General features: G+C 66.9%; 23 protein-coding genes and 1 tRNA gene. 6 read left to right on the forward strand and 18 right to left on the reverse strand.

Going from position 1 to position 23,740, the window contains the following annotated elements; genetic code table 11:
• Positions 1 to 62 precede the first annotated feature (62 nt).
• The gene (prpR, locus tag A7D17_RS14650; RefSeq protein WP_064509741.1) at positions 63 to 1,640 is read left to right on the forward strand and encodes a propionate catabolism operon regulatory protein PrpR; all 1,578 of its coding nucleotides are present in this window, start codon (positions 63 to 65) and stop codon (positions 1,638 to 1,640) included.
• Between the two features lie 133 nt (positions 1,641 to 1,773).
• Here prpR and A7D17_RS14655 read toward each other — a convergent pair whose 3' ends face one another.
• The 14 genes from A7D17_RS14655 to A7D17_RS14720 form a co-directional block, all read right to left on the reverse strand.
• Positions 1,774 to 2,100 carry a hypothetical protein gene (locus A7D17_RS14655; RefSeq protein WP_064509742.1) on the reverse strand — a complete coding sequence of 109 codons (327 nt, stop codon included), beginning with the start codon at positions 2,098 to 2,100 and terminating at the stop codon, positions 1,774 to 1,776.
• Positions 2,101 to 2,506: 406 nt separating this feature from the next.
• A tRNA-Val gene (locus A7D17_RS14660) sits at positions 2,507 to 2,581 on the reverse strand.
• 164 nt (positions 2,582 to 2,745) lie between these two features.
• Entirely contained in the window at positions 2,746 to 3,099 is a 354-nt protein-coding gene (locus tag A7D17_RS14665; protein WP_003483889.1) for a PilZ domain-containing protein, read from the reverse strand.
• Complete coding sequence (locus tag A7D17_RS14670; RefSeq protein ID WP_064509743.1) at positions 3,096 to 4,055, reverse strand: DNA polymerase III subunit delta'; 960 nt, start codon at positions 4,053 to 4,055, stop codon at positions 3,096 to 3,098. The genes A7D17_RS14665 and A7D17_RS14670 overlap by 4 nt, the downstream gene beginning before the upstream one ends.
• Positions 4,052 to 5,125, reverse strand: a complete 1,074-nt coding sequence (gene mltG / locus A7D17_RS14675) for an endolytic transglycosylase MltG (protein ID WP_064509744.1) — start codon at positions 5,123 to 5,125, stop codon at positions 4,052 to 4,054. The genes A7D17_RS14670 and mltG overlap by 4 nt, the downstream gene beginning before the upstream one ends.
• 60 nt (positions 5,126 to 5,185) lie before the next feature.
• Positions 5,186 to 6,541, reverse strand: coding sequence for an aminodeoxychorismate synthase component I (locus A7D17_RS14680; RefSeq protein WP_064509745.1), 1,356 nt, complete (start codon positions 6,539 to 6,541; stop codon positions 5,186 to 5,188).
• A 172-nt stretch (positions 6,542 to 6,713) separates the two neighbouring features.
• Positions 6,714 to 7,949: a beta-ketoacyl-ACP synthase II gene (fabF, locus tag A7D17_RS14685; protein WP_064509746.1), complete on the reverse strand. Its 1,236-nt coding sequence runs from the start codon at positions 7,947 to 7,949 to the stop codon at positions 6,714 to 6,716.
• A gap of 141 nt (positions 7,950 to 8,090) precedes the next feature.
• The gene (gene acpP / locus A7D17_RS14690; protein WP_002814322.1) at positions 8,091 to 8,330 is read right to left on the reverse strand and encodes an acyl carrier protein; all 240 of its coding nucleotides are present in this window, start codon (positions 8,328 to 8,330) and stop codon (positions 8,091 to 8,093) included.
• Between the two features lie 204 nt (positions 8,331 to 8,534).
• A complete protein-coding gene (gene fabG / locus A7D17_RS14695; protein ID WP_064509747.1) occupies positions 8,535 to 9,278 on the reverse strand; it encodes a 3-oxoacyl-ACP reductase FabG in 744 nt (247 codons plus the stop codon).
• 81 nt (positions 9,279 to 9,359) lie between these two features.
• Positions 9,360 to 10,304 carry an ACP S-malonyltransferase gene (fabD, locus tag A7D17_RS14700; RefSeq protein ID WP_064509748.1) on the reverse strand — a complete coding sequence of 315 codons (945 nt, stop codon included), beginning with the start codon at positions 10,302 to 10,304 and terminating at the stop codon, positions 9,360 to 9,362.
• A gap of 103 nt (positions 10,305 to 10,407) precedes the next feature.
• Positions 10,408 to 11,190 carry a BUD32 family EKC/KEOPS complex subunit gene (locus tag A7D17_RS14705; RefSeq protein WP_064509749.1) on the reverse strand — a complete coding sequence of 261 codons (783 nt, stop codon included), beginning with the start codon at positions 11,188 to 11,190 and terminating at the stop codon, positions 10,408 to 10,410.
• Between the two features lie 60 nt (positions 11,191 to 11,250).
• Positions 11,251 to 12,228, reverse strand: coding sequence for a beta-ketoacyl-ACP synthase III (locus A7D17_RS14710; RefSeq protein WP_005995227.1), 978 nt, complete (start codon positions 12,226 to 12,228; stop codon positions 11,251 to 11,253).
• Between the two features lie 89 nt (positions 12,229 to 12,317).
• Complete coding sequence (rpmF, locus tag A7D17_RS14715; protein ID WP_003483870.1) at positions 12,318 to 12,512, reverse strand: 50S ribosomal protein L32; 195 nt, start codon at positions 12,510 to 12,512, stop codon at positions 12,318 to 12,320.
• A 97-nt stretch (positions 12,513 to 12,609) separates the two neighbouring features.
• Positions 12,610 to 13,119, reverse strand: coding sequence for a YceD family protein (locus A7D17_RS14720; RefSeq protein WP_064509750.1), 510 nt, complete (start codon positions 13,117 to 13,119; stop codon positions 12,610 to 12,612).
• 109 nt (positions 13,120 to 13,228) lie between these two features.
• On the opposite strand from A7D17_RS14720, the gene A7D17_RS14725 reads away from it, so the two are divergent.
• Positions 13,229 to 13,804: a Maf family protein gene (locus A7D17_RS14725; protein ID WP_064509751.1), complete on the forward strand. Its 576-nt coding sequence runs from the start codon at positions 13,229 to 13,231 to the stop codon at positions 13,802 to 13,804.
• A gap of 148 nt (positions 13,805 to 13,952) precedes the next feature.
• Here the strand turns inward: A7D17_RS14725 and A7D17_RS14730 are convergent, their stop codons facing one another.
• From A7D17_RS14730 to A7D17_RS14740, 3 genes are all read right to left on the reverse strand, one after another.
• Positions 13,953 to 15,536, reverse strand: a complete 1,584-nt coding sequence (locus A7D17_RS14730; RefSeq protein ID WP_064509793.1) for a DUF2029 domain-containing protein — start codon at positions 15,534 to 15,536, stop codon at positions 13,953 to 13,955.
• A 245-nt stretch (positions 15,537 to 15,781) separates the two neighbouring features.
• Positions 15,782 to 16,774 carry a glycosyltransferase family 2 protein gene (locus tag A7D17_RS14735; RefSeq protein WP_064509752.1) on the reverse strand — a complete coding sequence of 331 codons (993 nt, stop codon included), beginning with the start codon at positions 16,772 to 16,774 and terminating at the stop codon, positions 15,782 to 15,784.
• Positions 16,775 to 16,782: 8 nt separating this feature from the next.
• Complete coding sequence (locus A7D17_RS14740) at positions 16,783 to 18,624, reverse strand: glycosyltransferase family 39 protein (protein WP_064509753.1); 1,842 nt, start codon at positions 18,622 to 18,624, stop codon at positions 16,783 to 16,785.
• A gap of 37 nt (positions 18,625 to 18,661) precedes the next feature.
• Here A7D17_RS14740 and A7D17_RS14745 point away from each other — a divergent pair, with 37 nt between their 5' ends.
• From A7D17_RS14745 to A7D17_RS14760, 4 genes are read left to right on the forward strand one after another with little or no spacing between them, the layout of a single operon-like run.
• Positions 18,662 to 19,615 carry an AAA family ATPase gene (locus A7D17_RS14745; protein WP_064509754.1) on the forward strand — a complete coding sequence of 318 codons (954 nt, stop codon included), beginning with the start codon at positions 18,662 to 18,664 and terminating at the stop codon, positions 19,613 to 19,615.
• 5 nt (positions 19,616 to 19,620) lie between these two features.
• Positions 19,621 to 20,577 (forward strand): DUF58 domain-containing protein, encoded by a 957-nt coding sequence (locus tag A7D17_RS14750; protein ID WP_064509755.1) that lies wholly within the window; start codon positions 19,621 to 19,623, stop codon positions 20,575 to 20,577.
• Positions 20,570 to 22,522 (forward strand): transglutaminase TgpA family protein, encoded by a 1,953-nt coding sequence (locus A7D17_RS14755; RefSeq protein WP_064509756.1) that lies wholly within the window; start codon positions 20,570 to 20,572, stop codon positions 22,520 to 22,522. Before A7D17_RS14750 ends, A7D17_RS14755 begins: the two co-directional genes overlap by 8 nt.
• Positions 22,519 to 23,052, forward strand: coding sequence for a Slp family lipoprotein (locus tag A7D17_RS14760; protein WP_064509757.1), 534 nt, complete (start codon positions 22,519 to 22,521; stop codon positions 23,050 to 23,052). The genes A7D17_RS14755 and A7D17_RS14760 overlap by 4 nt, the downstream gene beginning before the upstream one ends.
• A gap of 306 nt (positions 23,053 to 23,358) precedes the next feature.
• On the opposite strand, the gene A7D17_RS14765 is transcribed toward A7D17_RS14760, so the two are convergent.
• A complete protein-coding gene (locus tag A7D17_RS14765) occupies positions 23,359 to 23,709 on the reverse strand; it encodes a histidine triad nucleotide-binding protein (RefSeq protein ID WP_064509758.1) in 351 nt (116 codons plus the stop codon).
• Positions 23,710 to 23,740 lie beyond the last annotated feature (31 nt).

Raw genomic sequence — 23,740 nt, forward strand, 5'->3', positions numbered from 1 at the left:
CGCATGATGAAACACTACTGAAACATCGCTTGCCAGTGCCCAGGATTCCGCCCATCGACTCCATGGAGTCCACCCCACCCACCATCTGGACCGTCAGCGTCTCGCGATTGACCGGCCTGCTGGCCGACGTCATTCCGGAATTCGATCAGCGTGCGCGCATCGAGCAGATCAACCTGGGCTTTGCCGACGCGGTGGAGGTGATCAGTCAGCGCCTGCGCCGCGAGCGCTGCGACGCGCTGGTGGCCGGTGGCTCCAACGCCGCCTATCTACGCAGTCGCCTGCCACTGCCGCTGGCGCCGATCCAGGCCACCGGCTTCGATCTGATGGAAGCGCTGGCACGGGCGCGCCGCATCGCCCCGCGCATCGGCGTGGTGACGCATGCCAGCGACGTCCCTTCGTTTCATGCCTTCCAGGCCAGTTTCGATCTGGACATCGAACACCGCCGGTTCGTCACTGCCGAAGATGCGCGCGACTGCATTGCCGACCTGCGCACGGCCGGCATCCAGGTCATCGTGGGCACTGGCATGGCGATCGATTTCGCCGAGCAGGCCGGCCTGCCCGGCGTGCTGCTGTATTCCGCCGCATCGGTGCGCCAGGCCCTGGAACAGGCCATCGCGCTGGGCGGCGCCTCCACCAGCCCGCCGCCGCGCACTGCGCGCAGTGGCACGCGCCGCGTGCGCCGCAACGACGCCCTGCTTGGCGAAGACGCCCCCATGCTGCAGGCACGCGAACTGGCGCAGCTGTATGCCCCCCATTCGGGGACCGTGTTGATCAGCGGCGAGACCGGCACCGGCAAGGAGCTGGTCGCGCGCCAGCTGCACGCCGGCAGCCGGCGTCGCGGCCGCTTCGTCGCCATCAACTGTGGCGCCATCAGCGAATCGCTGCTGGAAGCGGAATTGTTCGGCTATAGCGATGGCGCCTTCACCGGCGCACGCCGCGGCGGCCACACCGGCCTGATCGAAGCCGCGCATGAAGGGACCTTGTTCCTCGATGAAATCGGCGAGCTCCCCACGCCGCTGCAAACCCGCCTGCTGCGCGTCCTGGAGGAGCGCGAGGTGTTGCGTGTTGGCGCCACCCTGCCAGTGGCAGTGGACGTACGCGTGGTCGCCGCCAGCCTGCAGGACCTGCATGCCCTGGTCGAGCAGGGCCGCTTCCGGCGCGACCTGTTCTATCGCCTGGCGGCACTGCGCATCTCACTGCCGCCGCTACGCAACCGACCCGATGCCATTGCGCTGCTGCTTGCGCATTATTTCCAGCAACTGGGCAATAGTGCCTCGCCGCTGTCCGAAGATGCCTTGCAGCGGCTGCAGCAGCACACCTGGCCCGGCAACGTGCGCGAACTGCGCAATCTGGTCGAGCGCCTGTGCATTCACTGGAAAGTGCAGGCGAGCGAAAGCTTGAGCCTGGAACACCTACAACGCTGGGCGCCCGAGCTGTTCGAAAGACACCCCGATCATCAGACCGCTCCAGGTACGCAAACAGAGCTGGCCGCATCACGCATGCAGCTCACCGCCGCAGCGGTGCGCACCGCACTGGAACGCGCCAACGGCAACCGCGCCATTGCCGCACAGGCACTGGGCGTCTCGCGTACCACGCTATGGCGCTGGATGCAGGCAAACCGACACACGGCAGACTCGTAGCTCTTAGCCCGCGGGCAGTCACGCTGACGACACTCCTTCAGCAGCGTCGGCCAGCAAGCGATGACCCAGCACCTGCATCGTTTTCCTCGGCAACCACGCCTCCGATGGCACTGCAGCGCCACCAACCCTGGCGTCACTTGACCCGCGTGTACTCGGTATCCCCGGTGCTCAAACGCCCGGTCGCCTCATCGATCGCATAGTTGACGGTACCGCTGCCACTGGACACCTGCAGCACGCCCTTGGTCAGTAGCGCCGGGTAGTTCCGGGTCTTGGCGCCATTGCCAAACAGTTCCGGCATGGTGTCGCGGATGATGAAGCTCTCGCCATTGTGCTCGATGCTCAGCACATTCTTTTGCGACTTCACGTTGACCCACTTGCCCACGTACTGTTCGCCCACATCGCGCGCGCAGCCGGCCAACAGCAACATCGCAACCAGCGCACTTCCCAGCAGCGTCTTCATCGCCACTCCATCTCGACCCGGGGCCTTGCAGGATGGCAAGTCCCTGTCGAGCTCGCAAGGCATCGACCCTAGCGAAAAGTGCTTACCGACAGCGTCTTTCGAAGCGCGGCGCACGCTTCACCACAGACACCCGCCAAGAATTCATGACCAGTGCAATCGATAAAACGCAGCACCAAGCCCTGCAGATCGCAGACTCTGATCGAACGCGCAAAACGCGAACATCGCCACGCCCGCAGCCAAGGTGCGCCACTGAACAGCATGCCGCTGAATTCGCGGTAGTGACTGCCGAGCATCAGATCCAGGAGGATCTGGCGCGCTGCCGTATCAACGACTTCCTACGGCCACACCTACCTGGCGCCCACAAAAAAACCGGCTGTCGCCGGTTTTTCATCTGACGCTGAATGCATGGTGGGCGGTACAGGGATCGAACCTGTGACCCTTGCCGTGTGAAGGCAATGCTCTACCGCTGAGCTAACCGCCCGGTGACGCGAGCCGCACATTATAGGGCAGCTGCGGCAATCGTCAACAGGTGTTTCCCTGCCCGTGTGACGCGACCGCATCGCACCGCTGTCGCCTCGATCCGGTCGCGGCGGCGAAAGGCTACCCCTACGCGTGCCGTGCCATCCTGCCGCCAACCCGCTCCTTCTACATCGTGTGGGTCGGCTTGTCCGAGGTGGTCAATCCGGCCAGCAGGGTTTCGATCTTGTTGCGCACTGCCTCGCCTTCCGGGCCGTCCGGGAACTGCACGCCGATGCCGGCGGCCCGGTTGCCCTGCGCACCGGCGGGGGTGGTCCAGATGACCTTGCCGGCCACCGGCAGGCGCTCGCTGGAATCGGGCAGGGTCAGCAGCAGGAACACCTCATCACCCAGCATGTAACGCTTGGGCGTGGGAACGAAGATGCCGCCGCCTTTCACGAACGGCATGTAGGCGCTGTACAGCGCCGGCTTGTCCTTCAACGCCAGCGACAAAATGCCTTGGCGTGCATTCATTGCACTCATCGAGTTCCCCTAGATCGTGCCTGGCGCTCTCCCTCGCGCCAGGCCAGCAGCAGTTCCGTCACTGCCAGGTCGGCGCGGACGGTGGTACGCAGCAGATCGCGGGTGCGATTGGCGGCGTCGAACCAGGTCGCCAGCTTGTGCAACCGCGATGGATCGGTCAAGCCGGCCGACGCCTGCGCCAACGCCAGGTCAGCCGCATGGCGTAGACGCTGATCGGCCTGGCCGTCGTTGGTCCAGCGCTGCGCAACATCCACCGCGCCTGCACGACCACTGGCGATCTGCTCCAGATCCTGTGCCACAGCGCGTCGCACCGCCAAGCCATCCTCGCGCAACCACTGTGCGGCAAGACCGGGGTGGCCGCGCGCAGCCCCCAGCGCGTCCTGTGCCGCCCGCTCGCTGACGCCTTGCGCCAGCAGCCAGGCCAGCGCTTCGTGCGCAGGCGGCAGCTTGAATTCCAGCCGCTGGCAGCGGCTACGGATGGTGGCCGGCAAACGTGCCGGCTGCGCACTGATCAGCCACAGGTAGCGGCCCGGCGAGGGTTCTTCCAGCGTCTTGAGCAAGGCATTGCAGGCGGCGCGATTGATCGCATCGGCCGGATCGACGATCACCACCTGGGCAATGCCGTACTGCGGCGTCAACGACAGCTTCTGCGAAATCTCGCGCACCTGTTCGATGATGATCTCGGTACGCAGCTTGTCGCCGGTACGGTTGGGAATGAAGGAGATCAGCTGCAGGTCCGGATGGGTGCCGGCGGCGATCAACTGCCGCGTGCGCTGCGCCAGCGCCGGGTCGGGCGAGCTGGCCAGCACGTGCTCGGCCAGCGCCAGGGCCACCTCGCGCTTGCCCAGGCCTTCGGGGCCACAGATCAGCAGCCCGTGCCCGAGCCGGCCGGCATCCAGTGCCGCCACGGTCTGGTCGAAGGCGCGCTGCTGCCAGGGCGAAAACGCGGCGGTCATGGCGTGGGTTCCTTCTGCGGCAGGGTCGGCTCGCGGCGACGTTGCAGGTAGCGCGCCACCGCGGCGTTGTGCTCGGCCAACGTGGCCGAGAAGGCGTGGGCACCGGTGCCGTCACCCACGGCCACGAAGTACAGCGCATCGCCGGGAGCCGGGCGGACCGCCGCCAGCAGCGCCTCGCGGCCGGGCATGGCGATCGGCGTCGGTGTCAGGCCGGTGCGGGTATAGGTGTTGTACGGCGTGTCGGTGGTCAGGTCGCGGCGGCGGATATTGCCGTCGTAGCTGCTGCCGATTCCATAGATCACGGTGGGGTCGGTCTGCAGCTTCATGCCCATCTGCAGGCGACGCAGGAACACCCCGGCGATCAACGGCCGCTCGCTGCCCAACGCGGTTTCCTTTTCGATGATGGAGGCCAGGATCAGCGCCTGCTCCGGCGATGCCAGCGGCAGGTCGGCAGCGCGCTGCGCCCAGGCCTGCGCCAGCGCCTTGTCCATCGCCGCATGCGCGCGCTTGAGCACATCCAGATCGCTGTCGCCGCGCTGGTACAGATAGGTTTCCGGCAGGAAGCGCCCTTCCGGATGCTGGTGGGCCACGCCGAGCCGCGCCATCAGCGCCGCATCGTCCAGGCTGCCGATGGACTGCTGCAACGGCTTGGCGGTGGCCAGGGCGGCGCGTAGCTGGCGGAAATTCCAGCCCTCCACGATCGTGAAGCGGTACTGGATGACCCGCCCCTGGCGCATGCGCGTCAGCAGCTCGCGCGGCGTTAGCGCCGGTGCCAGTGCGTATTCGCCCACCTTGAGCTTGCCGGCCGCATCCACCTGCCGCGCCAGCAGCTGCCATTCCAGATCCACGCCCTGGGTGATGCCGGCGTCGCGCAACTTGCGCAGCGTGGCCTTGAGTGAATCACCAGGTGCCACCACCACGCTGGGCGCGGTGGCCTTGGCCGGCGTGTCGGCGAACTGCAGGTAGTGCCGCCATGCCACCAGTGCGGCAATCGCCACTAGCGCCACAAGCAGCATTGCCGCGCCCAGCACGGCCAGACATCCGCGTTTGCCAGTCACCGCCACACCCACCTCGTCATTGCCCCAGCGCCGCGCAGGATACCGCGCGCCGGTGATGTCCCGTTGAAGCGCTCATGCCTGATCCAGTGCGCGCAGTACACCGCGCGCCTTGGCGCGGGTCTCGTCCAGCTCGCGCTGCGGATCCGAATCCACCACGATGCCGGCCCCGGTGCGGAACCGCACCTGGTTGCCGGCCACCTCGGCGGTGCGGATCAGGATGTTCAGGTCCATGTCGCCATCACGATTGAGCCAGCCGAACGCACCGGTGTAGGCGCCGCGCGCGGTCTGTTCGAGCTCGGCGATGATCTGCATGCAGCGCACCTTCGGGCAGCCGGTGATGGTGCCGCCGGGGAACACTGCCGCGATCACCTCGCCCGGGGTGACGCCGGCACGCAGGCGGCCGCGCACGTTGCTGACGATGTGGTGCACGTGCGCATAGCTTTCCACCGCCATCAGCTCGTCCACCTCCACCGAGCCCGGCGCGCAGATGCGGCCCAGGTCGTTGCGCTCCAGGTCGATCAGCATCACGTGCTCGGCACGCTCCTTCGGATGCCCCACCAGTTCGCGGATCCGCGCCGCATCGTCGTCGCCGGCAAAGCGCGCGCGGGTGCCGGCGATCGGGCGCGTTTGCACTGCATCGCCCTGCACCGACACCAGACGCTCGGGCGAAGAGCTGACCACCGCGCGCCCGGCCGCAGCGAATACTCCGGCAAACGGCGCGGGGTTGGCCGCGCGCAGCCGCGCATGCAGCGCCGCCGGGTCGACCGCGTCGGCGAATGTGGCCTGCCAGGCGCGCGAGATATTGGCCTGGAACACATCGCCGGCGCGCAGGTAATCCAGCACCCGCTGTACCGCGTCGGTGAACCGCTCCGGCGCGTCTTCGTCGACTGCCACCGGCCCGACCCAGGCCGGCAACGGCGGCAATGCAGCGCACGTGGCGATGTCGTCGACGATGCGCGCCAGTAAATCATCGCGGCCCGGTTCGGCCAGCGCGATGCAGCGGCCCTGCACACGATCGCGCAACACCGCTGCCGGCGCGCGCAAGGCCAGCGCGATGGGCAGGCCATCGGCGCATGTGGGCAACTGCAGGATCGGCTCGACCTGGGCGGCCAACTCGTAATCCAGCAAGATCGCCCAGCCACCACGAAAGGGCCATGGGCTGTGCGCCTCGTGTGGCACTCGCCCTGCCTGCCAGGCGGCGTCCAGCGCAGCCAGGAAGCTGCCTTCCAGCACCCTGCCCCCGCCATCGCGGGTGCGGCCATCGGCATCCAGCCGCAGGCTGTCGCCGTCGGCCAGCAACAGCACGTCCCAGCGTCCATGCTCGGTGCCGGAGGCGGTGGATTCCAGCAGCGCCGGATAGCGCTGCGGCGCCAGCCGGTGCAGCGCCAGCAAATCGATGTCCGCATGCAGTGATCGGGTGAGCGTCATCGGTCCGGAGCGGCGTGAGATACGAAAGCGCGCCGCCTTCTAAAAGGCAGCGCGCGCGATGGGTGGATCAGAACTAGGTGGAACCGACACTGTGCAGTTGGCCGCACGAACCTGCCCGCGGCGGCCAAGGACTGTTGCGCGACGCGTCGTGCGACAGCGCCGGCGCGCCGGCTCAGATGCGCTTGAACACCAGCGTGCCGTTGGTGCCGCCAAACCCGAAGCCATTGGACATCACCGCATCCACCTTGGCCTCACGCGCCACGTTCGGCACGTAATCCAGGTCGCAGCCTTCGCTAGGCTCTTCCAGGTTGATGGTCGGCGGAATGATGCCGGTGTGCAGCGCCATCACCGAGAAAATCGCCTCGGCACCGCCGGCGGCGCCGAGCAGGTGGCCGGTCATCGACTTGGTGGAACTGACCATGGTCTTGTAAGCGTGGTCGCCCAACGCGCGCTTCATCGCCAGCGTTTCGGCCAGATCGCCCAGCGGCGTGGAGGTGCCGTGCGCGTTGAGGTAGCCGATCTGCTCGGGATTGAGCTTGGCATCGCGCATGGCGGCGACCATGCTGCGCGCCGCGCCTTCGCCGTCTTCACTCGGCGCGGTCATGTGGAAGGCGTCGGAGCTGGCGCCGAAACCGACCAGCTCGGCATAGATGCGCGCGCCGCGCGCCTTGGCGTGTTCGTATTCTTCCAGCACCAGCACGCCGGCACCGTCACCCAGCACGAAGCCGTCGCGCTGTTTGTCCCACGGGCGCGAGGCAGCAGCGGGATCGTCGTTGCGGGTGGACATGGCCTTCATTGCGCAGAAGCCGCCGACCGAACTCGGCGAGGAGCCGCGCTCGGCGCCGCCGGCCAGCATCACGTCGGCATCGCCATACTGGATCATGCGCATCGCCGTGCCGATCGAGTGATTGGAGGTGGCGCAGGCCGATACCGCCGAGAACGTCGGGCCCTTCAGGCCTTTGATCAGGCTCACCTGGCCCGGCAGCATGTTGATGATGGTGCTGGGCACGTAGAACGGCGAAATCTTGCGCGCGCCGCCCTCGTGAAATTTGATGGTCTGCTCTTCGATACCGAGCAGCCCGCCGATGCCGGAGCCGAGAATGGCACCGATGCGTTCGGCATTGCTTTCATCGATCTCCAGCCCGGAGTCGTCCAGCGCCATGAACGAGGCGCCGACACCGTAGTGGATGAACGAATCCATCTTCTTGACGTCCTTGGCGGACACAAAAAGCGTGGGGTCGAAATTCTTGATTTCGCCGGCGATCTTGGTGGTGAACTGCGAGGCATCGATCTGCGTGATCGGGCCAATGCCGGAGCGCCCGTGGATGATTCCATCCCAGCTGCTGGCCAGATCATTGCCCAACGGCGACACCATGCCCATGCCGGTAACGACAACACGACGACTCATTGCAGATCTCCTCACCACGGAACGGACGGTGCTTGCGGTTAGCGGGTGACGCTTGAAAAACACAGGGCCGCATCAGCGGCCCCATGGAATGTCTGACGCAGCAGCGGCATGACGCGCGCCACCGCCATCAGGAACAACGCATCAGCTCTTGACGTGAGCCTTGACGTAGTCGATCGCCTGCTGGACCGAGGTGATCTTCTCGGCCTCTTCGTCCGGGATCTCGCACTCGAACTCTTCTTCCAGCGCCATCACCAGCTCGACGGTGTCCAGCGAGTCGGCACCCAGGTCATCGACGAACGATGCGCTGGTGGTGACTTCCTCTTCCTTGACGCCGAGTTGTTCGACGACGATTTTCTTGACGCGTTCTTCGATGGTGCTCATTGGGGATATCGCTCCAGCTGGAGTAGTGGTGGTTCGAGTTTTAGGATCCCCGCACATGGATGTGCGGTGCTCCTGTGAGGGACTCACAAAACGCCATCGCCGCTGCGATGGCCGCGTTGGATAGTGTAGTGGAAGCGCCCGGGCCTTGCATTGCAACACAAGTCCTAGCCGATCAGCCACTTAGCGCCTCCCGGCGGCGCACGCTCACGGCATGTACATACCGCCGTTGACGTGCAGGGTCTCGCCAGTGATATAGCGGGCGGCCGGGCCGGCCAGGAACGCCACCGCATTGGCGATGTCCTCCGGCGCGCCCAGATGGCCGAGCGCGATCTGCTGCAGCAACGCTGCCTTGGCCTCCTCCGGCAACGCCTTGGTCATGTCGGTATCGATGAAACCAGGCGCCACCACGTTCACGGTCACCCCGCGCGAGCCGATTTCCTTGGCCAGCGACTTGGAGAACGCGATGATGCCGGCTTTGGCCGCGGCGTAGTTGGTCTGGCCCGGATTACCGGTCACGCCAACCACCGAGGCGATATTGACGATGCGGCCCTTGCGCGCCTTCATCATGCCGCGCATCACCGCCTTGGAGGTGCGGAACACGCTGGTCAGGTTGGTGTCGATGATGGCTTGCCAGTCGTCGTCCTTCATCCGCATCAACAGATTGTCGCGGGTGATGCCGGCGTTGTTGACCAGGATCGAGATGGCCCCGAATTCCTTGCCGATCGCATCGATCAGGCCATCGACCGCGGCAGCATCGGTGACGTTGAGTTCGCGGCCGTGGCCGCCGCCGGCGGCCAGGCGCTCGCCGATGGCCGCCGCACCCGACGCCGAGGTGGCGGTGCCGATGACGGTGGCGCCCTGGGCGGCCAGGGTGTCGGCAATGGCTGCACCGATACCGCGACTGGCGCCGGTGACGAGGGCGATTTCGCCCTGCAGAGGCTTGCTCATGACTACTGTTCCTCGAAGGGGGACGTCGCGATCATCGTCGCGAACGTCGAGGGGGCCGGCATACCGCGTGCGCGCGCTGGATCAGTGCGTCCACGCTTCGAGCGCGCCAGCGTAATCGGCGGGTGTGGCCAGCGTGCGGGCGTCCAGACTCTTGTCGATGCGCTTGATCAGTCCGCTCAGCACCTTGCCGGGGCCGCATTCGGCGACGCGAGTGATGCCACGGGCGGCCAGTGCCTGCACGCAGCCGGTCCACTGCACCGGCAGGTACAACTGCTCCACCAGCGCCTGGCGGATCGCCTCGCTGCCATCGTGCACGCGCGCGTCCACGTTCTGCACCACCGGGATCTGCGGCGCCTGCCAGCTCAGCCCGGCCATCGCTTCGCCCAGCTGATTGGCCGCATCGCGCATCAGCGGGGTATGCGAAGGCACGCTCACTGCAAGCTTGACCGCCTTGCGCACGCCGCGCTCGGCCAGCAGCGCCAGCGCGCGGTCCACCGCTGCGGCATCGCCACCGATCACGATCTGGCCCGGCGAATTGAAGTTGGCCGGCACCACCACCTGGCTACCGGACGCCTCGACACAGACCTCCTGTACCACCGCATCCTCGGCACCCAGCACCGCCGCCATCGCGCCGACACCGGCCGGGGCGGCCGCCTGCATGAACTGGCCGCGCAGGCGCACCAGATGGGCGCCGTCGTGTAGCGACAAGGCACCGGACGCGACCAGGGCGGTGTATTCACCCAGGCTATGACCGGCCAGCAGCGCCGGACGTTCGCCGCGCTGCGCGTTCCACAGCCGCCACACCGCCACGCCCGCAGCCAGCAGCGCCGGCTGGGTGTACTCGGTGCGGTTGAGCATCTCTTCCGGGCCGCCCTGCGACAGCGCCCACAGATCGACACCGGCGCCATCGGAGGCCTCGACGAAGGTCTCGCGGATCTGCGGGTGCAGTTCGGCCAGTTCGGCCAGCATGCCCAGGGACTGGGAGCCCTGGCCGGGAAACACGAAAGCGAGCGTAGATTCGGTCACGCGTTGCTGCCTACAAAAATCGAGCCGGGATGATACGTGCGAAATCGCCCTGGCGTCTGTACTGCCGCGTATGCAAGGCCGCGCCAGCGCGCGCATTCGCCAGCTACAACAAGGCGTTGAGCAGGTCGATGTCCCCGTCGGCGAGCCAGTCCACGCACACCACCAGCACCAGCACGACGCCGAACGAGGTCGCTGCATGGATGGCCAGGATGGCGCGCGCCAGCGCCGCGGCAGAACGCCCCAGCCGGCCGGTGAGCTGCGCAAACCGCTGCAATCGCCCGGTCACCACATGCGCATGCGCTGCCACGGCCGGGCCGGCCGCATCGAAGGCGCCCGTCATCAACCGCTGCAGCACCTCACGGCGGCCGCGGTAGTACTTGGCCACGCCGTAGCCGAACACCAGCCAGTCGCGCGCCTGCGCCTGTGCCAGGTCCATCACTTCCAGCGGATCTTCTTCGAAATCGATGAAGCCGACCGCCTGCCCGTCGTAGGTCATGTTGCGCGGAAGCGGCTGGCCGAAATACGCACCTTCGCGGTGGGCATCGGCGATGGCGGTCACTGCCAACGCGATCAGACGATCGCGCTCGGGCGCATCGGCCTCGCGCAGGCAACTGGCGAAGGAACGGCCGTTGTCGCTGAGCACCAAGGCCGCCTGCCCGCAACCGACCACGCGCGGCACATTGACCGCCTGCGCCTGCAGTTCGCCGAGCCGGCGCGCTTCCAGGTCGCGCGCGGCATCGCCGCCACGGTGCGGCGGCGGACGCAGGGCATCCAGGCCCCAGCGGCGGGCGACGAAGTTGAGAGCGCCGAGCGAGACCGCCCGGTTGCCGCGGCGGTACTGCTTCAGCCAGACGCGCTGGCCGGCGATGACGATGGGTTCTGCCATGACGGGTCCGTCCCTGATGCTGTCAGGCGCCGCCGGCGGACGCGGCGGCGCCTGCGGAACTCAATAGCGCAACAGCGCCGAGCCCCAGGTAAATCCACCACCGAACGCTTCCAGCAATAGCAACTGCCCACGCTGCACGCGGCCCGAGCGCACCGCCTCGTCCAGTGCCAGCGGCACCGAGGCCGAGGACGTATTGCCATGGCGATCCACGGTGACCACCACCTGCTCCATCGGCAGATCCAGCCGCTTGGCGGTGGCTTCGATGATGCGCAGATTGGCCTGATGCGGGATCAACCAATCCAGATCGTGCTTGTCGTAGCCGTTGGCGGCCAGGGTCTCGTCGACCACCGAATCCAGCGCCTTGACCGCGTACTTGAACACGTCGTTGCCCTTCATCAGCAACGCGCCGCCACCATTCTTGCCTTCGCCGAAGCCCACCGACACGCCCACCGGGTCCCACAGCAGCTCTTTCTTGCTGCCGTCGGCATGCAGATGAGTGCTGAGGATGCCGGTCTCTTCGTCGGCCTTGAGGATCACCGCGCCGGCACCGTCGCCGAACAGCACGCAGGTGGTGCGGTCGGTCCAGTCGACGATGCGGGTCAGCGTTTCCGCACCCACCACCAACACGGTCTTGGCGTCGCCGCTGCGCACGAACTTGTCGGCCACGCTGAGCGCGTAGACAAAGCCCGAGCAGGCCGCGTTGACGTCCATCGCGCCGCAACCGACGTTGCCCAGCCGCGCCTGCAGCAGGCAGGCCGTGGACGGAAAGATCAGGTCGGGCGTGGTGGTGCCGATGACGATCAGGTCGATCTCGTCGGCGGTGACGCCAGCCGCTTCCATCGCCTTCAGCGAGGCGAAATACGCCAGATCGCTGGTGGTCTGGTCGTCGGCGACGATGTGACGCTCACGGATACCAGTGCGCGAGAAGATCCATTCATCGCTGGTGTCGACGATCTTCGACATGTCGTCGTTGGTCAACACCTTTTCGGGCAAATAGCTACCCGTGCCCGCGATTCTGGAATAGATCCGCTTGCTCATGCTGTTTCCTGATGCAAGAGCCGCGGTGATTGGCGGCTCCGGAAGTATCGAGGGTCACCCGCCGGCAAAACTGCGGCGGGTGCCACGGATCAATCTTCTTGGACGGCCGACGACTTGGTCGCGATCACCTTCTTGCCACGGTAGTAACCGTCGGCGGTGATGTGGTGACGCAGATGGATCTCGCCGCTGGTCGGGTCGGTCGACAGCTGCTTGGCGGTGAGGGCATCGTGCGAACGACGCTGGCCGCGACGGGACGGGGTGACACGGGATTTCTGCACAGCCATGGGATTGCTCCAACTTTAGTTCGATAACTTGTCTGTTGAGTCGAACAGCACGCTCTACGCCCGCGTCGACCTGTCTTTCCGCCCTTAACAGCGGCGGTTACTGTTTCTTCAACGCTGCCAGCGCCGCGAACGGGCTGGCCTTGTCTTGCTCTTCCTGGCTCGGCACCCACTCGGCCTCGACAGCCTCGCTTCCCGGCGCCATCGGCACCACTGGCACCGACAGCACCAGCTCGTCCTCCACCAGATCCGTCGCCCGCAGCATGCCGTCGTCGGGCACCAGCAAGGCTTCGTAATCGGGCGGCAACGCGGCCTCTTCGTCCTCGTTGCGGATCAGACCAAGACGCTGCCTGATCTGCACCGGGTACAGAAAACGCTGCAAGGTGCGCTGGCAGGCCAGCGGCAGCTCGACATCGATGCTGAGTTCCACATAGGCGACCTTGAGCAAAGCGTCCTGATCGAATTCAAGCGAATAGACACACTCGCCCTCGGTATCGACCAGACTTCCCTGCAAGCGAGTCATCGCAGATAGCGGGATGCGGCCATCGAAGCGCCTGCGCGCTGCGACCATCCGCCAAGCATCCAGCATTTCGGGTACGTTCGCGGACATAAGCCGCAGAATGTTAAAGACCCGCCGTAGCCATGTCAAATGCACCCATTCACAGATGCTGCAACCGGTGCAGGCTGGCAGACTCCCCTGCCCGCCCTTGGTCACGCCCATGATGCCACGCCTGATCCTTGCCTCCACCTCCGTCTACCGGCGCGACCTGCTCGGTCGCCTGCAACTGGAGTTCAGCACCGCCCGCCCGGAGGTCGATGAGCAGGCGCAGCCGGGCGAGAGGCCGGCGGCCCTGGCCAGCCGCCTGGCTGCCGAAAAGGCCGCTGCAGTGGCGGCCGGCGCCCCCGACGCCTGGGTAATCGGCTCAGACCAGGTCGCCGATCTGGACGGTGAAGCCCTGGGCAAACCGGGCAGCCTTGCCAGGGCGCGTGCGCAACTGGGTGCCATGTCCGGGCGCGTGGTGCGCTTCCACACCGCCGTCAGCCTGGCCGGCCCGCACGGTAGCTTCCACGCGCTGGATCTGACCGAGGTGCAGCTGCGCCCGCTGACGCCTGACGACATCGCGCGTTACCTGGCCGCCGAGCCGGCACTGGATTGCGCAGGCAGCTTCAAGTGCGAAGGCCTGGGCATCAGTCTGTTCGACGCCATTCGCACCAGCGACCCGACCGCATTGATCGGCCTGCCGCTGATCGCGCTGACGCGGCTGCTGCGGCAGGCCGGGTTCGTGCTTCCTTGATACCCGCTCCGGCCGCAGCTTCCGGCGGGACCATTGGCCTGCAGACGCAGGACAACGGCAGCAGCACCGCCCCCGGCGAAATGTCAGGCCGGCCATGCCACCAAGCCACTGCCTGGCGATGACCTGCCCTGGCCCCTGCTGATCCTTGCTACGGACGCGCCAGTTCGCAGAACTGATAGGGATAGTCGGCCTGCCCGACCTGCGAGGACAAGGTGCGGCAGCGCGCCGGATCCAACGTCAGCCCATACGCAGCAAGACGCTGCTGCGCAGCCTCGCGCACCGCGCGATCGGCGGCAGCGGTATCCAGCGCCTTGCCCTTGGGCACGGTGAGCAGGCAGCGTCCCGGCTGTCCCTCCGCCAGCCCGGCACGCAGCCCGCGCGCGATCAGCCAGCGCAGCCGCGTGCACTGCGGCTGGACATCCCAGCCCAGCTGTTGCGCCAGGTGGTTCATTCGATCGACACGCAACTGCTGCTTGTCGCGCGCCGCCCCCAACATCGCATAGAGCCGCGGCCGCTCGGCGATCAACGCACGCACGCGCTGGCGATACGGATCTGTTTCGGAGATGTTGGTGGCCACCCCGATGTAGCGTGCCTGTTGTGGCAGCAGCGGCACGCGCCAGGATTGCGGCTCATCGCCGACCAGCAACACGGTCGCGGCAGCCGCATCGCCAAGTTCCGGCTGCTCGACCCGAAAACTGTCGCGCGCCCAGGATTCGTGCCCCCAATCCTTCCATCCCACCACCGCCACCAGCGCGCACAGACCGATCAACCAGGCCGCCTTGCGCTCAGGCCGAGCGGCGAAGGCGCGTCGGCACACGATCCACAGCACCAGCGGTGCCAGCAGCTCCAGCACCACCAGGTAGCGATGAATGCTGAAGATCGCCTGCCACAGCACGTAGGCAACGCCGAAGAAGACCAGCAGCACGACACCGGAGCGATCGAGCTCACCCGCTCGCACCGGACGCCGCAACACGCTGCGCCCCACCGCGATCACGACCACCACATACAACACCGCCCAAGCTGCCTGCACCAGACCGAGATCACCGATCCGCTGTGGCTTGAACGTAAACAGCAGCGGCCAGATCAGCTGTTCGCCGAGGTTGCGCGGCAGCCAGCGCACGTCGGCAATCGACACCGGCGCCGCCAGTGGCGATTGAAAGATGCCGTTGAATTGCGGAAACAAAGGGTTACCCAGGTGGTGCCACACCTGCCAGTACCAGGGGCCAGCCACCAGCGCCACTACCAGCAACGCCGTGCTCGAGACAGTGCCGAGCGCAATCACGCGCGACCGCCCGCGCCCGCCATCGCAGAGCAGCGCCGGTGCCACCGCCAGCGCGTACAGCGCGTTGGTGAGCTTGAGCGACACCGCCAGGCCGATCAGCGCGCCGACCATGACCCATACCCGCCCAACGCGCGCACCGTTTCGCGCCCTGGCCTGCGCCCACAGCAGGGTGGCCACGGCCCCCAGCACCGGAATCGCACTGGCGGTATCGCCCATGGTGCCGCCCAGTTCGGACAGGAACACCGCACTGCACATGCCGGCCAGCGCGAGCAGCGGTGCCCACTGCGCGCGCCGGGGATGGTTCGACAGGACCCGCCACGCCACCGCCGCCACCGGAATGAAGACCAACGCGTGCAAGGCGCCCAGCAAGGCCCCCACCAGTGGCCCGGGCAGCCGCAGCATCAATCCGGCATGCAGCACATCCAGCAGCGGGCTGAAGTAGCTCTGCATCTGCGCAGGCGCCAGATCCACACCCAGGCGCTGATTGACCCACGCATCTCCGATGTAAAGGTGGTAGTTGCGCAGATCCCAGTTGGCATCCTGGCCGAGGCCAAGCGACAGCAGCGCGCCGAGCAGCATCACTGCGCAGACCGCCGCGACAACATGCCGCGGCGAATGAAAGCCGAACCGCTGGTCGGCCCAGTGCAACAGGCGCTGTCGGCGGGGAACGGACGTGGAGCGGGTCGAAGTTGCCATCAGTGCGCGTCCCTTGCATGCAACATCGCCCGCAGACTCCCCACGCCCGGTTCGGCGAGGTAGGCCAGATGCTTGGCCTCCACACGCCCGCGCGTGACCGTGTCCAGGATCAAGCCGCAGGCCAACAACAGGAAGCCCAGCAGCATCAACGCCACGCACAGGATTGCCGTGGGAAAGCGCGGCACCAGGCCTGTCTGCAGGTAGGTTTCCAGCAAGGGGATCGCCAGCACGATCGACAACGCAGCACTGAGCACGAAGCCGATCGAGAAGAACAGCAAGGGCCGTTCGGCCTTGAACAACTTGGCGATCGTGGTGAGGATGCGCCAGCCGTCGCGCCAGGTGTTCAATTTGCTCTGCGAGCCTTCCGGACGCACGCCGTAGGCGGTCTGCACCTCGGCCACCGGCATGCGCAGTTGCAGCGCATGCACGGCCAGTTCGGTTTCGGTTTCGAAACCATGCGCATGGGCCGCGAAGGATTTGACGTAGCGCCGCGAGAACACCCGGTACCCGGACAGCATGTCATCGAAGCTGCGCCCGAACAGCAGCCCCACGCAGCGGGTCAGCAGGACGTTGCCCAGCCGATGCCCCGGCCGGTACGCGGCCTGCTGCTGGTCGCGACGCGCGCCGACCACCATGTCCAGCTGTTCGTCGACGAGCTTGCGCACCAATAAGGGCGCGGCGGCGGCATCGTAGGTCGCGTCGCCATCGACCAGTACATAGATGTCGGCCTCCACATCGGCAAAGCCACGCCGCACTACATTGCCCTTGCCCTGCAGCGCGACGCGGCAGACCTGTGCGCCGGCATCGGCCGCAATCGCAGCAGTCGCGTCGCTGGAATTGTTGTCCAGCACGTGCACGACAGCGCCCGGCAGGGCCGCGGCGAAAGCGCCGACCACCTCGGCCACGGTCGCCGCCTCGTTGTGGCACGGCACCAACACGGCGACGCGGATCCCGGACGCAAGCGCGGGATGGGGAAAGACGTTATCGGTCATTGCGGGATCTAGGGTGCGGAAACGGTGACGGGTTGCTCCCACCAGTCCTCGACGCTGCCGTCGCGGCCGTGCAGGCGCAATCCCAACCAATGCGTGCCGGGTGGCCACGCCTGCGTGTCGAGCGTGGCGGAAAAGCCGACATTCGGATGCTGCGGGTCGGTAGAGATTTTCCAATACGGGCGCACGTCCAGCGCACTGCCATACTCGGCGTTCGCCACCGGGCGGCCGTCGAGCAGCAGCTCCACATCCGCCAGCCCGATGCCATCCTTGAAGGCCCAGCCGCGCACCTGCACCCGGCCGGCGACGTTCGCATCCGGCAGCGGCGTATCGATCCAGGCCATTGCCGGGGCCACGCATGGCCCGGGTACACGCTGCGCCGGCAATGCGAACAACAGGAAGCGTTGGTAGCCATGATCGGTGGAGACCACGGTCGGCGGCGGCAACGGCCCGACCATGTCGCAGATGGCGTGATAGCGCGCGAGCAGATCGCGGTAGCGCTGATCGCTGGGCGACAGCACCAGCAATCGCGGTCCCTCACGCGTGCCGTCGCTGAGCAGGCCCCACTGCTGCAGCTGCGCGCTGCGCCCGTGCTTGTCGTTCAACCCGGCGTGCAGCACCTCGATTTGCGCATTGCGCAACTGAAAACCGAGCTCGGCGCCGACCTTGAAATTCTCCGCCAGCACGCGCGTGCCCGGCGGCATCTGTGCCAGCTGGCGCTTGACCGCACGCGCCAGATCGTTCCAGCCGGCAAAATTGCGCGGGTAGTATTTTTCGCCGGCCGCATGCGCGCGAATGGCGGGCACCGACACCGCCAGGTAATACCCATACGCGCCGAGCATGCCGAGCAACGCAAGCAGCCAGGCGGCACGCCGCAGCACATGCGGCCAGCGCATCAGGATCATCGGCACCGGCACCAGCAGCGCGAGATAGCCGGGCAGCGGCCAATGAAAGCTGATGCGTTCGGCATCGCTGAAGAAGCCGAGCACGAAGATCGCCACGGTGGAGATGCCGCCCAGCAAGCCGAAGTAGCGCCATTGCGCACGTGACCCGCCGCCAGTGCGGGTGCCGGCCAGGCCCACCTTGAGCATCGCCCACGCCAATAGCGGCGTCACCGCCACCGCCTGGATCAGCAGGAACCACAGCCCGCTGATCTGGAACCGCCACGGATGCCGATCGACCAGCTGGAAGCGCAGCCCGGCCTCGTCATGGTCGGTGTTCCAGAACAACAGCGGCAGCCAGCTCACTGCGCCCACCGTCAGCGCCATCCAGATACGCGGGTCGCGCAGCACCGCGCGCCCCTGCGGAATGCACAGCAGCGCAATGCAGCCCACCCCGATCACGCCGACAAAGCGGTAGTGGCTGAGCGCCCCGATGACCAGGCCGATGGCGAGCTCCAGCGCACTGGTGGCGTCGACCTCGCGCAACAGGCGTGCGCCGGCATCCATGCACAGCACCGCGGCCAGGGCCATCGGCACGTCCGGCACCGCCAGGATGCCCAGCGTGGCCGACAGCGGCATCAGCAGCGTCAGGCTGCCCGCCTGCCACCCGAGTGTGGAGCCGAACCAGCGCGTGGCAATGTGCGCGATCAACCACGGCAGCAACGCGGCGATGGCCAGAAACGGCAGCCGCAACGCCAGTAGATGATGCCCACCGAGCTCGACACCCAGCCGCGTCAGCCAGGCGGTCATGCCCGGCAGATCCGAATACGCCGCGGCCAGATGCTGGCCTTCCTGCCAGTAGAACGCCTCGTCCACGAACAACGGCAACCGAGCAGCGATCAACAGCTTGACGGCCGTCGCCAGTGTCCACAGGATCACGAAGGTGCGATGCGCGCGTTGGTCCCCCTGCATTGCCCTGTGCACTCTTCTTTTCACCTACGGAATTGTGATGTCGACACCGCTGCGTTCCACGGAAATGCTAACCGATGCGCTGCGCCAATCGCTGCGGCGCGCGCAAGACCAGGTCAATTCGCTGCTGCTGGGCAAGGCGCAGGAGGTGCGGCTGGCGTTCGTGGCACTGCTGTCCGGGGGACATTTATTGATCGAAGACCTGCCTGGCCTGGGCAAGACCACCCTGGCCCACGCCATGGCCTCCAGCCTGGGGCTGGGTTTCCAGCGCGTGCAGTTCACCTCGGACCTGTTGCCGGCCGATGTGCTGGGCGTGTCGGTCTACGATGCCGCTTCGCGCCAGTTTCAGTTCCATCCCGGCCCGGTGTTCACCAACGTGCTGCTGGCCGATGAAATCAATCGCGCTCCGCCGCGCACGCAGAGTTCCTTGCTGGAAGCGATGGCCGAACAGCAGGTCACCCTCGATGGCGTCACGCACGCCCTGCCCGAGCCGTTCTTCGTGATCGCCACGCAGAACCCGGTGGACCTGTCGGGTACGTTTCCCCTGCCCGATTCGCAGCTGGACCGCTTCCTGCTGCGGCTGAGCCTGGGCTACCCCAGCGCCGATGCCGAACGCGCCCTGTTGTCGGGCACCGACCGGCGCGAATTGATCGCCCAGGCCGCACCGCAGCTCAGCGATACCGACGTGGTGGCTCTGCGCGCCGGGGTCAGCCAGATCCACACCAGCGATGCGTTGATCGCCTATGTACAGGCGCTGCTGCTACGCAGCCGCCAGCATGCCGGGGTGCGGGTGGGGCTGTCGCCGCGCGCCGGCATCGCGCTGCTGCGCGCTGCCAAGGCTTACGCGCTGCTGCTGGGGCGTGAGCATGTGCTGCCGGAAGACGTGCAGGCGCTATTTGTGGCCGTGGCCGGGCACCGGCTGGTGCCGGAAGCCGAATCCTCGTCCGGACCGGCGCTGGCCAAGGCGCTCCTGCACAGCGTGCCGGTGGACTGATACCGGTGCGTGCGTCATTGCGCGGCATTGGCCGCCGACTCAGCCTGCTGGCCCGTCCGCGGAGCGCGGAAGCCTTGCCGATCGTGCTGGATCGCCGCCGCATCTATGTGCTGCCGACCCGCTTCGGGCTGTTCGTCACCGCATTGTTGCTGGCGATGCTGCTGGGCGCGTTGAACTACAACAACAATCCGGCGCTGCTGCTGGCCTTGCTGCTGGCTACCGCAGGGATTGCCAGCAGCATCATGGCGCACCTGCAGTTATCGGCGCTGCGCGTGGAGGCAGTCTCGGCCGAACCGGTGGTCGCCGGCGAACCGCTGCGCATGCGGGTGTCGCTGGCCCGCCGCGACACCCGCCTGCGGCGTGGCCTGCGCCTGGATCACATGGACAACAGCGGCTTCTGTTCGCTGCTCGATCACGACAACGCCGAGGTCGACCTGCTGGTGCCCACCACCCGGCGCGGCTGGCAGGACATCGAACGCATCCGCCTGTCCAGTACCCAGCCGCTGGGGCTGGTGCGTGCGTGGTCCTGGGTGTGGCCGGAAACGCCGCTGCTGGCCTACCCCCGGCCCGAGGATCACGGCCCCACCCTGCCGGACGGCGCCGGCGCGCCCAACCAGACCCGGCTGCACGCCCAGGGCGAGGAACTGCACCAACTGCGCCCGTACCGCGCCGGCGATGCACCGCGCACGATCTCCTGGAAGCATTCGGCCCGCCGCGACACCCTGTTGGTGCGCGAATACGAGCAGCCGCTCGGCATCGAAGTGACGCTCGACTGGCGCACGCTGCACGCACTGCCCTACGAACGCCGCATCGCGCGGCTGGCACGCTGGGTCGACCTGGCCGAACGCGACGGGCGCCGCTATCGCCTGTTGCTTCCCGGCCAGCCGCCGCTGGGGCCTGCGCAAGGGCCCTCGCACCATCATCTGTGTCTGCGCGCCCTGGCACTGCTTCCCCATGACTGAGCCGGCCCTTTCCATTTCACAGGCCAGCCGTGGCTGGGTACTGGCCACCAGCTGGCTGGCGCTGGCGCCGCTGCTACTGCAGTTGCCTGGCCTGCTCGCCACCACCATCGCGGTGGCCGCCGTGCTGGTCGGGGCAGTGAGCTGGCGCGGCAGCCTGCTGGCGCCGTTGCGGCTGTTGCTGGTGATCGCGATGCTGGCGGCGGTGTACTGGCAGATCGGCATGCGCTTCGGCCGCGATACCGGCTGCGCGGTGCTGGCCGCGATGCTGGCGATCAAGGCGTCCGAACTGCGCACCCTGCGCGATGCGCGCAGCCTGCTCGGCTTTGCGCTGTTCGCTCCATTCGCCGCATTCCTGCTCGATCAAGGGCCGGCGACGATGGGCCTGGCGCTGCTGGCCGTGCTCAGCGCCCTGCTCAGCATGCAGCGGCTGGCCGACGAGGAGCACCGCACCACCACGCCCACCCTGCGCCTGCAGTTGCGCGGCATCGGCAAGCTGGTAGCCATCGGGGTACCGCTGGCGCTGACCACGTTCTGGTTGCTGCCGCGCCTGAGTTCTCCGCTATGGGGCGTGCCCGAGCGCGCACTGTCGCGGCCCGGCCTGTCGGACAACATGTCGCCGGGCGAATGGATCGACCTGATGGCCGACGACAGCCCGGCGCTGCGCGTGCAGTTCACCGGCAAGCCGCCGCCGCCGCCGCAGCGCTACTGGCGCGGGCCGGTGATGTGGGATTTCGACGGCCGCAGCTGGCAACGGGCGCGCTGGACCGGCCGCAGCCAACCGGCATCGGTCACGCCCGGCCCGCAGACCTATCGTTATCGCCTGGATTACGAGCCCACCGATCGTCGCCAGCTGGTCTCGCTGGACCTGCCGACCCAGGGCGTTGCCAATGCCGACCTCTCGCCCGACTACGAATTGTTTGCGCAGCGCCCCTTGAGTGCGCTGACCCGCTGGGAACTGCAATCGGCACCGCCGGCACGGTTCGACACCGACCTGCCCGAGCAGTTGCGCAAACGCGCGCTCGCGCTGCCGCCCGGCTTCAATCCACGCACGCTCATGCTGGCCCGGCAATGGCGCGCCGAGGCTGGCGGCAACGACGATGCCATCGTGCAACGGGCGCTGCAGTGGATCACCCGCGAATTCGCCTACACGCTGGACACACCGCTGCTGGGCCGCAACAGCGTCGACGAATTCCTGTTCCAGCAGAAGGCCGGATTCTGCGAGCACTTCAGCTCCTCGTTCGTGGTGCTGATGCGCGCCGCCGGCATCCCCGCGCGCGTGGTCACCGGATATGCCGGCGGCACCTACAACAGTTTCGGCAACTATTGGGTAGTGCGCCGCATGGATGCGCACGCCTGGACCGAGGTATGGCTGGCAGGCCGCGGCTGGGTTCGCGTGGACCCCACTGCCGCAGTGGCGCCCGAGCGCATCTACGACACGCTGGAGGATCGCCTGCAGAGCGGTGGCGGCAACGACTTCGCCCAGCTCGGCGCCTGGGCCAGCCTGGGCCAGGTCAGCGACTGGCTGCGCCGCGGCTGGAACGATCTGGTGCTGTCCTTCAATGCCGACCGCCAGCAGCGGCTGCTGCAACCGTTCGGCATCGAGCGCCTGGACCCCGCCCAGCTGGCTGCCATCTTCGGCGTGTTCGCCGTCAGTGCCCTGGCCTGGATGGGTTGGCTGCTGGCGCGCGGCGAACGCGAACGCGATCCGCTGTTGCGCGCCTGGCATCGGCTGGGCCGCCGTTACGGCAAGCTTGGCCTAGCGCGCGAACCGCACGAACCGGCCATCACCTGGGCACAACGCGTCGCCCGCACACACCCCGACACGACATTGTTGGCACTCAGCCAACGTTTCGCTGCCGCGCGATACGCTGGCGCTGATTCGGACAGCGCCTCACTTCTGAAAGACTTGCTGCAGCATCGCCCGCGAACCGGAGCTTCCTCATGAGTACCCGTTTTCTGATTCCCATTGTCGCTGTGCTCGGGCTCGCAGCCTGCGCTACCGCACCCAAGCCGCTGCAGGGCCAGTTCCCCACGGTCAGCCCGAGCGATTCCACTGCCAGCGCACAACTCGGCACCTCGGTGCGTTGGGGCGGCAAGATCATCCAGACCAAGCCCAGCCAGGGCCAGACCTGCTTCGAGCTGATTTCGCGTCCGCTCAACGCCAGCGGGCGTCCGGATCGCAATGCCGTGGATGCCAGCGATGGCCGCTTCCTGGCCTGCCGCGCAGGCTTCTACGATCCGGCAGTCTTCGAGCCCGGCCGCGAAGTCACCTTCATCGGCAAGATCGAGGGGTATGAAACCACCAAGATCGGCGAGTACGACTACAAGCTGCCCAAGGTGGCGGCCGACGTGGTCTACCTGTGGCCGGAAGTGCGCGACGTCGACGTGATTCCGGCCTACCCGTACGGCCCGTGGGGCGACCCGTGGGGTCCGCGCTGGGGTGGCGGCTGGGGCTGGGGCCGCGGCTGGTGGTAATCCACCGCTGAGCCAGCCGTGATGCAAAACGCCGCTCTTGAAGGAGCGGCGTTTTGATTTGTGCGGGTCAAACGGTCTGCATTAGCGCGTTTCTGCTGGATACTTATTCGCCATCTCGCCTATTCCGGCGCTGCGCGAGCGTAACGAGCCCTGCAGGACCTGCGACGGCGCGGCTGCCGTATGAGTGCGTACTGGGGTGCATGGCCGGGCAACCTCAGCACTGACAATCGGCCATGCCCACCCTTGGCCAGCTCCTGACGCTGGACCGCCTGTTCGGCCACATCGGTGGCAGGGTGCCGCGATCCATCAAGGCGTACCAAATCGCCCCAATGGCGCCCCGGCCAGCAGATGCAGATGGATATGGAACACCGTCTGCCCGGCATGCTCGCGACAATTCATCACGATGCGGTAGCCGTCTTGCGCCAGGCCCTGCTCACGTGCGTAAGCGGCAGCGGCGAGCGCCAACTTGCCGACCAGCAATGCCTGCTCCGGCGGCACATCGTCCAGGGTGGGAATGGCATGTTGCTTGGGAATGAATAGCACATGCACCGGTGCCTGCGGCGCGATGTCTTCAAAGCCCAGCACTTCGTCGTCTTCATAAACGATGGTGGCGGGAATTTCGCGGCGAATGATCTTGCCGAAGATAGTGTCGGTCATGGCGGGAATCGGGAATCGGGATTGGGGAATC

It is taken from the genome of Xanthomonas floridensis (assembly GCF_001642575.1).
In the GTDB taxonomy this organism is placed as follows: domain Bacteria; phylum Pseudomonadota; class Gammaproteobacteria; order Xanthomonadales; family Xanthomonadaceae; genus Xanthomonas; species Xanthomonas floridensis.

What these genes read in the sequence shown, in the direction of transcription:
- prpR (WP_064509741.1), top strand. Translation starts at nt 63, where the DNA reads ATGGAGTCCACCCCACCCACCATCTGGACCGTCAGCGTCTCGCGATTG.
- A7D17_RS14655 (WP_064509742.1), bottom strand. Translation starts at nt 2,100, where the DNA reads ATGAAGACGCTGCTGGGAAGTGCGCTGGTTGCGATGTTGCTGTTGGCC.
- A7D17_RS14665 (WP_003483889.1), bottom strand. Translation starts at nt 3,099, where the DNA reads ATGAGTGCAATGAATGCACGCCAAGGCATTTTGTCGCTGGCGTTGAAG.
- A7D17_RS14670 (WP_064509743.1), bottom strand. Translation starts at nt 4,055, where the DNA reads ATGACCGCCGCGTTTTCGCCCTGGCAGCAGCGCGCCTTCGACCAGACC.
- A7D17_RS14680 (WP_064509745.1), bottom strand. Translation starts at nt 6,541, where the DNA reads ATGACGCTCACCCGATCACTGCATGCGGACATCGATTTGCTGGCGCTG.
- fabF (WP_064509746.1), bottom strand. Translation starts at nt 7,949, where the DNA reads ATGAGTCGTCGTGTTGTCGTTACCGGCATGGGCATGGTGTCGCCGTTG.
- acpP (WP_002814322.1), bottom strand. Translation starts at nt 8,330, where the DNA reads ATGAGCACCATCGAAGAACGCGTCAAGAAAATCGTCGTCGAACAACTC.
- fabG (WP_064509747.1), bottom strand. Translation starts at nt 9,278, where the DNA reads ATGAGCAAGCCTCTGCAGGGCGAAATCGCCCTCGTCACCGGCGCCAGT.
- A7D17_RS14705 (WP_064509749.1), bottom strand. Translation starts at nt 11,190, where the DNA reads ATGGCAGAACCCATCGTCATCGCCGGCCAGCGCGTCTGGCTGAAGCAG.
- A7D17_RS14710 (WP_005995227.1), bottom strand. Translation starts at nt 12,228, where the DNA reads ATGAGCAAGCGGATCTATTCCAGAATCGCGGGCACGGGTAGCTATTTG.
- rpmF (WP_003483870.1), bottom strand. Translation starts at nt 12,512, where the DNA reads ATGGCTGTGCAGAAATCCCGTGTCACCCCGTCCCGTCGCGGCCAGCGT.
- A7D17_RS14720 (WP_064509750.1), bottom strand. Translation starts at nt 13,119, where the DNA reads ATGTCCGCGAACGTACCCGAAATGCTGGATGCTTGGCGGATGGTCGCA.
- A7D17_RS14725 (WP_064509751.1), top strand. Translation starts at nt 13,229, where the DNA reads ATGATGCCACGCCTGATCCTTGCCTCCACCTCCGTCTACCGGCGCGAC.
- A7D17_RS14730 (WP_064509793.1), bottom strand. Translation starts at nt 15,536, where the DNA reads ATGCAGAGCTACTTCAGCCCGCTGCTGGATGTGCTGCATGCCGGATTG.
- A7D17_RS14735 (WP_064509752.1), bottom strand. Translation starts at nt 16,774, where the DNA reads ATGACCGATAACGTCTTTCCCCATCCCGCGCTTGCGTCCGGGATCCGC.
- A7D17_RS14740 (WP_064509753.1), bottom strand. Translation starts at nt 18,624, where the DNA reads ATGCAGGGGGACCAACGCGCGCATCGCACCTTCGTGATCCTGTGGACA.
- A7D17_RS14745 (WP_064509754.1), top strand. Translation starts at nt 18,662, where the DNA reads ATGTCGACACCGCTGCGTTCCACGGAAATGCTAACCGATGCGCTGCGC.
- A7D17_RS14755 (WP_064509756.1), top strand. Translation starts at nt 20,570, where the DNA reads ATGACTGAGCCGGCCCTTTCCATTTCACAGGCCAGCCGTGGCTGGGTA.
- A7D17_RS14760 (WP_064509757.1), top strand. Translation starts at nt 22,519, where the DNA reads ATGAGTACCCGTTTTCTGATTCCCATTGTCGCTGTGCTCGGGCTCGCA.
- A7D17_RS14765 (WP_064509758.1), bottom strand. Translation starts at nt 23,709, where the DNA reads ATGACCGACACTATCTTCGGCAAGATCATTCGCCGCGAAATTCCCGCC.